At 62.3% G+C, this 13,776-nt stretch carries 14 protein-coding genes and 1 pseudogene; 8 read left to right on the top strand and 7 right to left on the bottom strand.

Annotated elements, in window-relative coordinates; translation table 11 throughout:
• The first annotated feature begins 41 nt into the window (after positions 1-41).
• On the top strand, positions 42-896 hold the full coding sequence (locus CQ14_RS24330) for a tetratricopeptide repeat protein (RefSeq protein ID WP_057860372.1): 855 nt from the start codon (positions 42-44) through the stop codon (positions 894-896).
• Between the two features lie 57 nt (positions 897-953).
• Here the strand turns inward: CQ14_RS24330 and CQ14_RS24335 are convergent, their stop codons facing one another.
• Both CQ14_RS24335 and CQ14_RS24340 read right to left on the bottom strand, forming a co-directional pair.
• Entirely contained in the window at positions 954-1,934 is a 981-nt protein-coding gene (locus CQ14_RS24335; RefSeq protein WP_057860373.1) for a Bug family tripartite tricarboxylate transporter substrate binding protein, read from the bottom strand.
• A 236-nt stretch (positions 1,935-2,170) separates the two neighbouring features.
• Positions 2,171-3,238 carry a glycosyltransferase family 87 protein gene (locus CQ14_RS24340; protein WP_156435361.1) on the bottom strand — a complete coding sequence of 356 codons (1,068 nt, stop codon included), beginning with the start codon at positions 3,236-3,238 and terminating at the stop codon, positions 2,171-2,173.
• A 441-nt stretch (positions 3,239-3,679) separates the two neighbouring features.
• Here CQ14_RS24340 and CQ14_RS46670 point away from each other — a divergent pair, with 441 nt between their 5' ends.
• The 4 genes and pseudogenes from CQ14_RS46670 to CQ14_RS46675 form a co-directional block, all read left to right on the top strand.
• A complete protein-coding gene (locus tag CQ14_RS46670; RefSeq protein WP_245320475.1) occupies positions 3,680-3,976 on the top strand; it encodes a hypothetical protein in 297 nt (98 codons plus the stop codon).
• Between the two features lie 48 nt (positions 3,977-4,024).
• Positions 4,025-4,939: a S1C family serine protease gene (locus CQ14_RS24345; protein ID WP_245320476.1), complete on the top strand. Its 915-nt coding sequence runs from the start codon at positions 4,025-4,027 to the stop codon at positions 4,937-4,939.
• 316 nt (positions 4,940-5,255) lie between these two features.
• Positions 5,256-5,892: LpxL/LpxP family acyltransferase (locus tag CQ14_RS24350; protein WP_245320477.1), on the top strand; the 637-nt coding region annotated here is incomplete at its 3' end.
• A 54-nt stretch (positions 5,893-5,946) separates the two neighbouring features.
• Positions 5,947-6,190 (top strand): annotated as a pseudogene (locus CQ14_RS46675) (LpxL/LpxP family acyltransferase); the annotation flags it as partial.
• On the opposite strand, the gene CQ14_RS24355 reads toward CQ14_RS46675, so the two are convergent.
• Both CQ14_RS24355 and CQ14_RS24360 read right to left on the bottom strand, forming a co-directional pair.
• Positions 6,170-7,780: a B12-binding domain-containing radical SAM protein gene (locus tag CQ14_RS24355; protein WP_057860374.1), complete on the bottom strand. Its 1,611-nt coding sequence runs from the start codon at positions 7,778-7,780 to the stop codon at positions 6,170-6,172. The pseudogene CQ14_RS46675 and the gene CQ14_RS24355 sit on opposite strands and share 21 nt — an antisense overlap.
• A gap of 438 nt (positions 7,781-8,218) precedes the next feature.
• Positions 8,219-8,527 carry a hypothetical protein gene (locus tag CQ14_RS24360; RefSeq protein ID WP_057860375.1) on the bottom strand — a complete coding sequence of 103 codons (309 nt, stop codon included), beginning with the start codon at positions 8,525-8,527 and terminating at the stop codon, positions 8,219-8,221.
• Between the two features lie 257 nt (positions 8,528-8,784).
• Between CQ14_RS24360 and CQ14_RS24365 the strand changes: the two genes are divergently transcribed.
• Positions 8,785-8,982 (top strand): hypothetical protein, encoded by a 198-nt coding sequence (locus CQ14_RS24365; RefSeq protein ID WP_057860376.1) that lies wholly within the window; start codon positions 8,785-8,787, stop codon positions 8,980-8,982.
• Between the two features lie 19 nt (positions 8,983-9,001).
• Positions 9,002-9,271, top strand: a complete 270-nt coding sequence (locus CQ14_RS24370; RefSeq protein WP_057860377.1) for a hypothetical protein — start codon at positions 9,002-9,004, stop codon at positions 9,269-9,271.
• Between the two features lie 144 nt (positions 9,272-9,415).
• Here CQ14_RS24370 and CQ14_RS24375 read toward each other — a convergent pair whose 3' ends face one another.
• Positions 9,416-10,030, bottom strand: a complete 615-nt coding sequence (locus tag CQ14_RS24375) for a hypothetical protein (RefSeq protein ID WP_245320478.1) — start codon at positions 10,028-10,030, stop codon at positions 9,416-9,418.
• Between the two features lie 28 nt (positions 10,031-10,058).
• Entirely contained in the window at positions 10,059-10,523 is a 465-nt protein-coding gene (locus CQ14_RS24380) for an Lrp/AsnC family transcriptional regulator (RefSeq protein ID WP_057860378.1), read from the bottom strand.
• 162 nt (positions 10,524-10,685) lie between these two features.
• Here CQ14_RS24380 and CQ14_RS24385 point away from each other — a divergent pair, with 162 nt between their 5' ends.
• Entirely contained in the window at positions 10,686-11,699 is a 1,014-nt protein-coding gene (locus CQ14_RS24385) for a 1-aminocyclopropane-1-carboxylate deaminase (protein WP_057860379.1), read from the top strand.
• A 4-nt stretch (positions 11,700-11,703) separates the two neighbouring features.
• Here the strand turns inward: CQ14_RS24385 and recQ are convergent, their stop codons facing one another.
• A complete protein-coding gene (gene recQ / locus CQ14_RS24390; protein ID WP_057860380.1) occupies positions 11,704-13,560 on the bottom strand; it encodes a DNA helicase RecQ in 1,857 nt (618 codons plus the stop codon).
• Positions 13,561-13,776 lie beyond the last annotated feature (216 nt).

The following is a 13,776-nucleotide window of genomic DNA, read 5'->3' on the forward strand; positions in this document are numbered from 1 at the left end:
ACGGCGGCTTATTACCCAGCGCAGAATCGGAAGGCTCCGGTATGAAGTTTTGTGCGAGCGGCGGCGCCGCAACCCTTCTTGGTTTGCTGCTGTTCGGGACGCTGGCTGCGGCGCAGAGCCCCAAGAAGGATGACTATCTCGCGAACATCGAGCTGTGTAACGGTACCGGCCGGATGCCGCTCGCAGCGCGGATCAATGGTTGCACGGCGCTCATCGAGTCCGGTCAAGGCAAGGCGGCCCTTGCTATTGCCTACAACAATCGGGGCAACGCCCATGCCGCAAACGGAGACTTTGACCAGGCGATCCCTGATTTCGACCAATCGATCAAGCTCGATCCAACTTCCGCCAAGGCTTTCAACAACCGCGGCGCGGCCTACCTGAAGAAGGCCGAGTACGACCTCGCTATCAAATCTTTCGATCAGGCGATCAAGCTCAATCCGAACTACGGCAGGGCATTCGCCAACCGTGCCGGAGTCTACCTGAAAAAGCACGAGTACGATCGCGCGGCGCGGGACTACGACGAGGCGATCCGCCTCGAGCCCAATCTGGAAGCCGCGTGGAGCGGACGCTGCTGGACCCGGGCCATCCTCGGCTCGTTGCAGGCAGCGCTCGAGGACTGCAACAAGGTGCTGCAGTCGTTGCCGAACGACGCCGCCACCCATGACTCGCGTGGACTGATCCACCTGAAGATGGGGCGAGCCGATGCGGCAATAAATGATTTCAGTTCCGCGCTGCGGCTCGATCCGAAGCTGGCGAGTGCGCTCTATGGGCGCGGGCTCGCCAGGCTAAAGAGCGGTGACAAGACCGGCGGCGATGCCGATATCTCCGCGGCAAGGACGATGCAGGCCGGGATCGATGGCGACTTCACGCGCTATGGCGTGCGCGACGGCAATTGATCAGCGAGCGTGGCGCGGCCACTCGTGGTGAAACGGTACTGCGCCCAAGCTGCCAGCTTAATCCAGCTTCACGTTCGCCTCGGTCACGACCTTGCGCCAGCGCTCGACTTCCGCGGACACCATCTTCGCGAACGCAGGACCCGTGACATCGGGGACGTCGGAGCCGTTGCGCTCCCAGGCTTCCTTGATCGCTGATGTCTGCATCGCCTTCTGCAACTCTGCGGCCATCTGCTGAACGATCGCCGGCGGCGTGTTCTTCGGCGCGAACAGGCCGTACCAGGTCGACACTTCATAGCCGGCCAGACCCGCTTCCGCGGCGGTCGGAAGATCGGGGAATGCCGGTACGCGTTTCGGCGCCGCGACGGCCAACGCCCGCAACTGTCCGGCCCTGACCGGGGCTGCCGACGAACCGAGCCCGTCGAACACGACCGGCACGTGGCCGGCGATGAGATCCTGCATCGCAGGGCCGGCCCCGCGATAGGGGACATGCTGGATGTTGGTCTTGGTCAGGATCTTGAACAGCTCACCCGCGAGATGGTGCGTGGTGCCGGCTCCGGCGGAGCCGTAGTTCAGCTTGCCGGGATTGGCCTTGGCATAGGCGATGAACTCGGCCAGCGTCTTGGCGGCGACCTTGTCCGGGTTGACGACGACCACCTGCGGCGGCCGCGCAATCAGCGCCACCGCGATAAAATCCTTCTCGATATTGTAATCGAGGTTGGGATAGAGCGAGGGGGCAATGGCGTGATGCGCCGCGCCCATGAAGAAGGTGTAGCCATCAGGCGCGGCCTTCGCCGCAGCGGACGCACCGACGGTGCCGCCGGCGCCGGCGCGGTTCTCGATCAGCACGCGCTTGCCCAGTTGGGCATCGAGCTGGGCGGCAAGCGGGCGGGCAAAGGCGTCGGTGCCGCCGCCGGCCGCGAACGGCACGACGAAGGTGATCGGCTTCTCCGGCCATGATTGGGCCTGCGCCTGGCCGGCCACGGCGGATATGACCGCCAGAAGTGTAAACAGGGCGGACCGGACAACTCTTGGCTTCACGGCATTTTCCTCCGGTTATTTGCAAATTGGCGTCCGCTGTCGGCGGCGCGATTGATTTTTTGCCTTGCTGGTTCCGGCGTTCGCCCGGAATGGACAGGGCAACGGGGCCCCTACCGTATGCAAGATGCCAAGCCTGATCCATCAAAATGATCGGCCGGAAAGAGGGCGGCACCGGGGCGTTTGGTCGCTGCCGACGGCCATTTCCACGCCATCGTTCCAGAGAGGGCTGCGCAAAGCTATCCGGCAGGAGCCGACGCTTTTACGCTCTCCGCGGGGCCTGCGGGACGAAGCAGAAGCACGATCAGCAGCACGGGGAAAAGCGGGGCGATCCTGGCGACGGGAAACACCAGCGGCGGGCTCAGCATCGGCAGCAGCCAGATCATGAACGCCAAGGTCCAGCACCACAGCGGCAGAGGAGCGGCCCGCGCCATCAACCAGAACGCTGCCGCGATCACCAATAGCGTCCCGTCATAGGGACCGGAATGCGGCGCGGCGAGGACGGTGGCGGCCAGAAACACCGCAATCTTTTCCCGTATCCCCAACCTCGATCGGAACGCGATGACGACGGATATGGCTGCCCCCAACGTCGCGAGCAGTTGGACCCACGATGCCAGCCGCTGTGGCGCGCCGAGCAGAACCGCGCAGGTATAGACGCTGTGGCCCCACATGCGGCCGTACTCGATCCACTTCTCGTTCGGGCTGGCGAGATTTTCGATAATGAGGGGCAGCCAGCGCAGCCACAGATCCCATCCGAAAATCAGTCCGCTTGCGATCATCATGGCGAGCGCAGACAGGCCCGAGGCCAAAAGCGCGCGCCATTGCGCGGCCGCGACGAGTGCGATCGGGACCAGGATGCAGAATTGAGGTTTGAACGTCAGCAGTCCCAGCACCAATCCGGCGAGATAAGGCCGCCGTTCCAAAAGGCCGAACCCGCCGACGATCAGGGCTGCGACCAGAAAGACGGCCTGACCGTCGATCGCATTGATGGCTGACGCCGGACAAATCAGTACGGCTGCAAGCAGGGCGCCTGACGGCAGGCTGTTTGCAGTGGACGCACGCAGCGCGATTGCCAGCGCGGCGGCGGTCACGATCTGAAACGCCACATAGGATCCGAAGAAACCCAACGGCGCGAACGGCAGCAGGATCAGGAGAAAGCTCGGCGGATAGGCCCATGGCCGGAATTCCAGCGGCGCGGAGAGCCAGCCTGCAAACGCGGTGTTGATGTAGTCAGTGAAGCGATCGCCATCGAAGATCAGCGGCGCGTTGCCGTCGAGCACCGAGCGGATCGCACCGTAGAACACCATCCAGTCGGTGCCGAGGGNTATTGTAGTCCAGCCCGATCTTGCCCGGATAGGGAATGGTCGTGACGAGAATNCAGCCAAATGTAAAACGACATCGCGAGCGCAGGGATCAGCACGACCGCAGGCGGGCGCAAACCTGCCCCGTGCTCGAAGTGGCCTCCGCCGTGTGCCAAGTCCATGCGTTGTCCTGCCAAGCGATGAGCCGCCATGCGACCGGCGGACGCGAATCGGTCTCGATCTTACGACGATCGGGACGATGGGCAGATTATCCGGCAAAGAACTTAACGAAGTGAGCTTCAGGCCGCAGCTGCCGCACCGCGTGTGATCGACGGCGAGCTAATTTCCTACCTACTGCGGAAGAATTTTCGGCGGCCGTGCCGGTCCAAAATAGACTCCAGTTGCAAAGATAAATATGCTCACCCTGGGAATGTGGGGAAAATGCTTATGAAATGCCGTGCTGCTGCGATTGCAGTTTTGTTGTTTACGATTTTTGCCGGTTCGAATGTGCAGGCGCGGGGGCCCTACGGTTCGATCAGCGTCGGCAACTGGAAGGGTGGGGCCTACACCAACGACCAGACCGGATCGTTCTCGCACTGTGCGGCAGGCGCATCATATGCCAGCGGCATCTTTTTTCTGGTGATGATCGATCATACCGGCGGCTGGAGCCTTGGCTTCATGCATGAGGAATGGCGGCTCACGACCGGGCAGGCCTTTCCGCTGACCCTGACATTCGATGGCTAGCAACCGTTCAACGTTCATGGCGTCCCGATCGCCGACAAGCTGGTTCGCATGCCGATGCCGAGCAACTCCTCGCTGATCAGCCAGTTCCGGCGGGCAAAGGCCATGACGGCCTATACGCAGGGGCAGCTCTTCCAGTTCAACCTCGACCAGACCGGACAGCTATTGCCGGTCCTGGTGAACTGCGTCGCCAGGATCAAGCAGTCGGGATTGGCCAGTGCCGGCGATTTCTCGGTCCTGCCCGTGGCCAAGCCGGTCGCCGCAGCGGCGGCGCCGGATGCTGCGCCGGGCAAGCCCGACAGGCTGCTCGACCAGACCGGCACCGGATTTCTGGTGAGCACGAACGGACACCTCGTCACCAACGCGCATGTCGTGCAGGGGTGCGTCGGCGACATTCAGGGCAATTTGTCCGGCGAGGCGCCCGCCAAACTGCGGCTGGTGTCGAGCGACGAGACCAACGATCTTGCACTGCTGCAGGTGACGGGCTCGTTCAAGGACGTCGCCAGGATCCGCGACAAGGCGATCCAGTCCGGCGACAGCGTGGTGGCGATCGGCTATCCCTTTCACGGACTGCTGACGTCCGATTTCACGGTGACGACGGGGATCGTCAGTTCGCTCAGCGGCATTTTGAACGATACGCGCTTTCTGCAGATCAGCGCGGCCGTTCAGCCCGGCAATAGCGGGGGGCCGCTATTGGCATCCAGCGGCGATGTGGTCGGCGTCGTCGCGGCCAAGCTGAATGCATTCAGGTTCGCGAGGGCTACTGGCAACATTCCCGAGAACATCAACTTCGCCATCAAGACCGGCGCTCTGCGCGACTTTCTCGATAACAGCGTGGTGCCGTATCAGATCTCCGACGCCAAGGCCGAATTGAAGACGGCCGACATCGCGCGCAATGCGCGGGCGTTTACGTTCCTGATTTCCTGCAAGGCCAAGGCGAAGGAGAGAGAGACGGCAAAGAATTAGGGGGGCGCATTAGCACGCAGCCAAATTCGGATTGATGCGAGTTTGACGAATGCCAGATCGTTGGCTGCGAGCTGGCGGAGCCGCTAATGCTCTGAAATTTTGCTTCCGCTTTCGGCAGCGTAGCGGGCATGGCCGGGCTTGCTTGTCGCCCGACTCCGTCGCGCATGACCCAGAACGGACATTTGCTCCAAACAAAGCTCGATCCGGGGGGCGCCGCGCGGCTCGTTTGGTGTGTTTTTGATGGGGTGGTATAACGACGTGCGCTGAGGCGCCTGGAAAGCCGACAAATGTCAGGCAAGATTGCCATTGGTTTCTGATGCAACGTCTGCCGCTGCACACCAGGGCCCGACTCCGCGACGTGACCAAGCCCCTAGGACAGGCCGCGATAGGTGCGTTGACGATCGGAATACTGCGTACCGCCCGCTATTTCGATCCGCTCAGGACTGCCAACCTGTTCGGCCGGATCGCCCGCTCAATCGGGCCCATGATGCGAGAGCAAAAGATCGGTCGCGCCAATCTGACCGCCGCATTTCCGGAGAAATCGCCTAGTGAGATCGAGGCCATTCTCGCAGGCGTCTGGGATAATCTCGGTCGTGTCGGCGCCGAATTCGCGCATCTTGATCACATCTGGGAATACGATCCCGAACGGCCCGGGGATAGCCGGATCGAAATCGACAACCGCTCATACGAATTGTTTACGCAGCTGCGGCTCGACGGCAAACCCGCGCTGATCTTTGCAGGCCATCTCGCCAACTGGGAACTTCCCGCGGTAGCTGCCGTCGCGCACGGGATGGACGCCGCGATCCTCTATCGCCGGCCCAACATCGCATCGGCCGACCGCATCATACAGGATATGCGCGCCGTAAAGATGGGCACGCTGATTCCGGCCGGCCGTGATGCACCCCTAAGATTGGCAGAGGCGCTGAAAAATGGTCAGCATGTCGGGATGCTGGNTCGACCAGTATCTGACAGGCGGCGTCGAGGTTACTTTCTTTGGCCGCAAGACNCAGGGCCAATCCGATGCTGGCTCGGCTGCTACGGCAGATCGAGTGCCCGGTTCATGGCGTACGCATCATCCGCCTGCCCGGAAACCGCTTTCGTGCCGAACTGTCTGAAGAAGTGAAGCCGGTCCGCGACGCCGCCGGGCAAATCGACATCCTGGGGACGATGCAAGCGGTCACATCGGTGATTGAGGGGTGGATCCGCGAGTATCCAGATCAATGGCTGTGGCTACATCGTCGCTGGCGGTAGCGCCTGCTCTGTGGCCCTCACCGGAGGCATAGCGTCCAGTTCGTCAATGCGGCGGTCAATCTCACCGATCACGCGGTTCGAAAACGGCCTGAGGTGCATATACAGCGCCATCAACATCACGATGTAACGCAGCGCGCCCGGGTTGGTCTTGGCGACCTCGACGAACGTCTTCCAGAACGGCTCGCGAACCTCCGGCACGGCCCGCATGATCTTGTGTACGCTGTCGATGCCGCCAAGTCTCTTGCGTACGTCGCCATCCGGCAACTCGCGGCGCCGGTCCGATCGGTCGAACATAGCCGCGAGCCGTGACAGCCGCCCCGCATATGCCGTTGGGCTGTAGACTTGTGCGAGCACGTCCTTGTAGTCGCTCAGGATGTCACAAAGCGGACGCGTCGTGTCGAAGTTGCAGCCGAGCGTGCATTGGTCACCCGCTTGATCGACGTTCATCAAGTCATGGCCGACGTGCAGCCGACCTTCCTTGGCGAGCCGCCGTGTCAACTGGGTGCCCGGCAGCGCATACAGCAATCCAACCATGCAGACCGGAATGCTTGCCTCCTCGATGAAGTCGACCATTGCCTGGCCCATCGAGACTTTCTCGTTATCAAATCCAACGATGAAGCCCGCGGTGACGAACATGCCGTAGCCATAGATCTTGTGGATGCACTCGGCAATGTTGCGCCGGGTGTTCTGTTTTTTCTTCATGTGCACGAGCGTCTCGGGATCCGGGCTCTCGATGCCGATGAAAATCCCGAAGAAGTTCGCATCCTTCATTGCCTGCAACAGCTCGTTGTCGTCGGCGATGTTGATCGAGGCTTCAGTCGAGAACTCAAACGGATAGTCGTGCTGTTCCAGCCAGTCTTTGAGACGCGGCAGCAGGGTGCGCAGGTTCTTTTTGTTGCCAATGAAATTGTCGTCGACGAAATCGACATGCCCACGATAACCGTGATCATAGAGCGCTTGCAGCTCAGCGAGGATCTGATCGTTGGTCTTGGTGCGCGGCACGCGACCGTACAGCTCTATAATATCGCAGAACTCGCAGGTAAACGGGCAGCCGCGCGAATATTGCACGCCGATGAAGAGGTAATGATCGAAGTTGATCAGATCGTAGCGCGGCATCGGGCTTAGCGTGACGTCCGTCTTGAATTTCTCGGCGACAAACACGCCGCTGCGCTCGCCCCTTTCCCACGCAGCGATGAAGCGCTCGATGACGTGTTCGGCCTCGCCGAGCACCTGGAAGTCCGCGTCCGCGTAAAGATGCGGGCTGGAGGTGGCGTCGGGCCCCCCGACACATACCGGCTTGCCGTGGAGGTGGGCGAGATCGATCAGGTAGATGGCATCAGGCTGCTGGTTGAGCATGCCGCCGATCATTACGAGATCGGCCCAGTTGAGGTCCGCGTCCGTCAAAGTCTCGGTGTTACGGTTGATGAGGCGGATGTCCCAATGTTTCGGCAACATGGCGGCGACGGTGATCAGTCCGAGCGGCGCCGCCGGATATTTCGCGCCGACGAGCTCGCAGGCTTCAACGTAGTTCCAAAACGAGTTCGGAACGAACTTCGGATAGATCATTAAGACGCGGCAGGGAGTGGTCATGCAGCTCCGGCCCGAGCGTTGAGGGCACAATGCCACGCAGCTTGTCGAGGCTCAAGGGCTCGATTCGCTCGTCGATAAAGGTGCTGAGAGTCCGGGGGCGATCGTCAGATGCGGCGATGCTAGAGGGCGGACGCTTCTCGTTCCAACAGGAACCATACGTAGGCGCCGCAAGTGGAACAAGTCCGCGTGTGGCCGCCCCTGGCAGACACGCGATCCTTCCTCGGCCACGTCAACCAGTGGGCCATCGCGTCATTTCGCCGCGATACGGAGTTTGGTCGCTATTGGGGCACAGCGGACATTCGTCCAAACCCGCACTATCGAGTTTGATGAGCACGCGTCCTAGAGCGCCTGAACGGTGCTCGACCCATGACGATCCGCTAGCTCGAAACCTGGGCGGCGGACCCGCCCGAAAGCCGGCGGCCTTCGGCCATTCAACGCTTAGCGCGAACTGCTGCCCCGGCCATGTGCCGTCTGGGCGGTCCAGCTACTCCAGCTCACGCTGGCGAGGCTGCGCTGGTCGGTCGCCAACGGCCGCCGGGTTTGCCGCTCATAGGCAGCGATGATGTGCTGCGACTGCCGGATCTTCTGCTCGAGTTCGGCGATCGTCTTCTGGGTCTTGCCGGTCCTGCTTGCCTGGGCTGACTCGCCCACCATGAACCTCGTGGTCTCGATGTTCCTCAAGGTCTCGCGAAGCTTCTTGAGCTGGGCGCGGTGCCACGCAATGGCGCTGTCACTGTCTACCGGCATGCAAACCCTCCTGATTCGCGGCCGAATCTAACACGCAAGGGGCAAGTTCGGCCAAGGGGGCCCACCGGCGGGTTCCTCGGGAGCCACTGGTTTCGCACGGAACGATTCGGACCTTCCCGATTTCGGCCCGTTTTTGCCATCGAAGCGACCGCGGGCGAGCCTTCAAACAACAAACTTGCATGGCGATCTGTGCTCAGCGCGGTCCCCTCTTATCGTCCTGGCGGCAGAATGCCGGCCTGGCGCAATGGAGCGTGCGAATGAGCGAAGTTGAGTTCGATCGGATCGTCGATGCCGTGCGGAAGGAAATCGCGCTGGCACCAGTGGTGAATTTGCCGACGGGGTTGCGGGCTTTCGAGTGGCGGCCGAAGGCAGCCGACGACAAGCCAGCGTCCCGGCGCCACGCTTCCTTCGAAAGGATTCGCCGCGTTGGCGAGGGGCGGAAGCGATACAGGTGAAGCCGATACAGGAGACCTGATGGAACGATCGGTGTTCGAAGTCGTGAAGGCACCGCTGGGCTGGTCGGTGTTTGCAGATAACGTCAAGATCGGCGGCGTCTACGATTCGCGGGGCGCCGCTCTCGAAGCCGCCGTGCTGGCCGCTTCTGACACCGTCACGGACGGCGGCGGCGTTCAGATCAACGTGCCCGGCGCCGAGGAAGAAAAGCCGAGATGGGCCATCGCGTTTGAGATCGCGGCCTCCATCCTGCCGACGCGGAGTGGACGCGTGCGCAGCGGCTCACGGTAAAGCCGGTGTGAAGGCAATCGCTCGACTTCGACTGATAGCCTGCACCGCTTGAGAGGAATTTCGAACTAGCCTGACGCTGTCTGCGCAGTCGCGAGCCATGCGTGGATCGACACTGGCCGCCGTCGGTTTACCGCCGGCGGCCTTTCATTTCACCTCGTCGAACGGCGACACCGCGGGGCTGCCGACACGCATCCGCTTGATGCGTCGCACCGCCATCGGCGCGCCGTCGGATTGATACTGCAGCTCGTACTTCTTGCCGTTCTTGTCGACCGCGGTGCAGGAGATGGTGGAAAGCTCCAGCGTCACGAAGTTGCCGACCTGTTTGCAGAGGCCGGCGGTCGATTCGACTGAGGGCACCGGCAGGCCATCGGCCTTGGGCCTGTCCTTGGATTTCAGCAGCATCCGGTCGATCGGCAGTTCGTACAGATTGGCCTCCGGCCTGCGCCCGTTGTCGCCGGAGAACGTGATGATGTGGCTATCGTCGCCGGGGTCGTCGAGCGCCACGGTAAAATTCGCCCTGCCTTCCTCGGTCTGGAAGAAGGCGACGGCCCGGCAGCCAAAATCCCGGCCCGCGACCTTGAGTGTCGCGCACTTGCCGGACATCATCGCAAAGATGACGGTATCGGGCTCTTGCCGGTTCAGTTCGTCCGAGGCGAGGGCCGGCGTCGCAATAAAAATGGTGGCAAGCGCGAAAGCCTGCCGGCAAAGCTTTCTGGTCATGCCCGGTTGATAGAACATGGCGTGCAATGTGACCAGCATCTCGCCCAGTTCCGCGACTGGCTTCCCATCAGAAATCGAGCGGTGCGTTGTCGACCACTTCCTTCATGACGAAGAAGGTCCGGGTCTGGCGGACGCCCGGCAGCGCGATCAACTGCTCGCCGTGGATGCGGTTGAAATCCTCCATGTCGCCGACGCGGATCTTGAGGAAATAGTCGAAATCGCCGGCGACCAGGTGGCAATCGAGCACGAATTTCAGTTGCGCGACCGCCCGCTCGAAGGCGGCAAAGCTTTCTGGCGTGGAGCGGTCGAGCACGACGCCGACCATGACCAGCGCCCCCTTGCCGACCTTGCGCGGCGTCACCATTGCCCTGACCTGGGCGATATAGCCCTCGTCGAACAGGCGCTGGGTGCGGCGGTGGCAGGTTGCGGCGCTGACGCCGGCCATTTCGGCCAGCTCGGCATTGGTCAGCCGGCCGCTATTCTGCAGCAAACGCAATATCTTAAGGTCGATACGGTCCAGCCTGCCGGCCATGGAAGAATCTCTCGGAATTGTACTAGATTGCGGATGAAATAGTAATTGGATTGGATATCGGTGCAATCTTCGTAAAGAATGCTCGATAACTTAGAGAGCACCTTTCCGGCCCTCGATGATAGGGGCCTTTCCCGGAGATCATGACCATCAACGGGGATCACGATGCTGGAGAAATTCGAACGCTATCCGCTCACCTTCGGGCCCACCCATATCGAGAAGCTGGAGCGGCTGTCGCAGCATCTCGGCGGCAAGGTCGAACTCTACGCCAAGCGTGAGGACTGCAATTCCGGCCTCGCCTTCGGCGGCAACAAGCTGCGCAAGCTTGAATACATCATTCCCGATGCGATCGCCTCCAACGCGGACACGCTGGTCTCGATCGGCGGCGTGCAATCCAACCACACCCGCATGGTCGCTGCCGTTGCGGCCAAGATCGGCATGAAGTGTCGCCTCGTGCAGGAAAGCTGGGTGCCGCATGAGGACGCGGTTTACGACCGCGTCGGCAACATCCTGCTCAGCCGCGTCATGGGCGCCGACGTGCGGCTGGTCGACGAAGGCTTTGACATCGGCATCCGCCAGAGCTGGGAAGAGGCGATTGCGGATGTGAAGGCCAAGGGCGGCAAGCCCTATGCGATTCCGGCCGGCGCTTCCGTGCACAAGTATGGTGGCCTCGGCTATGTCGGCTTCGCCGAGGAAGTCCGCGCGCAGGAGAAGGAGCTCGGCTTCGCCTTCGACTATATCGTGGTCTGCACTGTCACCGGCTCGACCCATGCCGGCATGCTGGTGGGATTTGCCAAGGACGGCCGCGAGCGCAAGGTGATCGGCATCGATGCGTCCTTCACGCCGGCGCAAACCAAGGCCCAGGTGCTCGACATCGCCCGCAACACCGCAAAGCTCGTCGAACTCGGCCGCGACCTCGTCGAGGACGACGTCGTCCTCATCGAGGACTATGCCTATCCGGCCTACGGCGTTCCCTCGGAAGAGACCAAGGAAGCCATCCGGCTCTGCGCGCGGCTCGAAGGCATGATCACCGATCCCGTCTACGAGGGAAAATCCATGCAGGGCATGATCGACCTCGTGAACAAGGGCTATTTCCCGAAGGGATCGAAGGTGCTCTACGCCCATCTCGGCGGTGCGCCCGCCATCAACGGCTACGCCTATACGTTCCGTAACGGGTGATGGTTTACGCGTCGGCTGCTCGCACGAGTGCGAGCAGCTCGTCGCCGTAATGTTCGAGCTTCTTGTCGCCGATGCCGGGGATATTCCGGAGCTCGTTGAGCGTCATTGGCCGCGCGGCGGCGATGCCGTCGATGGTCGAATCGTGCAGCACGACATAGGCCGGCACGCCTCGCTGGCGCGCGATGTCGGCTCGCCAAGCCCGCAACGCGGCCTGCAGGGGAGCATCGGCGGGCTTGGTCTCGGCGCGCGGCACCAGATCGCCGCGCCTTGATTTGGCGCGGCTGGCGCGGACGCGCGTGCCGGGCGCCGCCTCGCGCAGCATGATCTCGGTCTCGCCTTTCAGGACGCCGCGCGCGCTCTCCGTCAGCTTCAGCGCATTGAACGCCTCGCTGTCGGCGCGCAGATGGCCCATTGCGACCAACTGGCGGATCACGGCGCGCCATTGCTTCTCGTTAAGCTCGCGGCCGATGCCGAACACGGACAGCTTGTCGTGGCCGAACTGCGTGACCTTCTCGGTCAGGCGGCCAACCAGCACGTCGATCAGGTGCATGGCGCCGAACCGCTGCCCGGTGCGATAGGCGCAGGACAACAGTTTTTGCGCGGCGACCTTGCCGTCGCGGAGCTGCGGCGGCGACAGGCAGTTGTCGCAATTGCCGCAATTGCTGCCTGTAACTTCCTCGCCGAAATAACCGAGCAGGCGGCTGCGGCGGCAGCCGGCGGTTTCCGCCAGCGCCACCAGTGCATCGAGCTTGCCGATCGAAACGCGCTTGAACGCATCGGATGCGGTGGATTCATCGATCATGCGGCGTTGCTGCACGATGTCGGAAAGGCCATAGGCCATCCAGGCGCTGGAGGCCTTGCCGTCGCGCCCGGCGCGGCCGGTTTCCTGATAATAGGCCTCGATGCTCTTCGGCAGATCGAGATGTGCGACGAAGCGCACGTCCGGCTTGTCGATGCCCATGCCGAACGCGATGGTGGCGACGATCACGACGCCGTCCTCGTTGATGAAGCGATCCTGGTTGCGGGCACGCACGCCGGCGTCGAGGCCCGCGTGATAGGGTAGCGCCGCAATGCCGGCGCTGCTCAGCGCCTGTGCGGTGTCTTCGACCTTGGCGCGCGACAGGCAGTAAACGATGCCGGCATCGCCGGCGTGGCGCTCGCTGATGAAGGCCTTGAGCTGGGCCGGAGCATTCTGCTTCTCGACGATCTCGTAGCGGATATTCGGGCGGTCGAAGCTCGAGATGAAACTCGGCGCATCTGACAGGCCGAGCCGCGTCACGATCTCCTTGCGCGTCATCGCGTCGGCGGTCGCGGTCAGTGCAATGCGCGGCACGTCCGGGAAGCGCTCCGCAATCGCGGACAGGCCGATATATTCGGGACGGAAATCGTGCCCCCATTGCGACACGCAATGCGCCTCGTCTATCGCAAACAGCGCGATGTTGGCTTGTCCGAGCAGGGACAGGCAGCGCGGCGTCAGGAGCCGCTCGGGCGCGACATAAAGCAGGTCGAGATCGCCGGCCAGCAGCCGCCGCTCGACTTCGGAAGCTTCGTCAAACGACAGCGTCGAGTTCAAAACTGCCGCGTTGACGCCGGCCTCCAGCAGTCCCGCGACCTGGTCGCGCATCAGCGCAATCAGCGGCGACACCACGATGCCGCAGCCCTCGCGCAACAGGGATGGCAGTTGATAGCACAGCGACTTGCCGCCGCCGGTCGGCATCAGCACCAGGCAATTGCCGCCGTCGGTCACATGACGGACGATTTCCTCCTGCGCGCCGCGAAAAGCCGGCAGGCCGAACACGGAGTTCAGCACCGACAGCGCATCGGGAACGCTGTCGCGATGAAGGGCGGCGGGAGCAGGCATGGGAATGATGTCGTCCGATCGGGGTTGCGCGCTGGCGCTCTTGAGACAGCAAGCCGAGATTAGCATCGATCATGCCACGTCCAACCCAGATTCGACACTCCCACAAGTGCCACGGCCGTGCGGGCTCGCTGCAGGGCAGACCTGCGGTAATTTATGCTTTCGCGGGTGAACGACGGGGGTGATCTATGTTAAATACAACCCAACAGTAATAAACAT

It is taken from the genome of Bradyrhizobium lablabi (assembly GCF_001440475.1).
GTDB classification, from domain to species: domain Bacteria; phylum Pseudomonadota; class Alphaproteobacteria; order Rhizobiales; family Xanthobacteraceae; genus Bradyrhizobium; species Bradyrhizobium lablabi.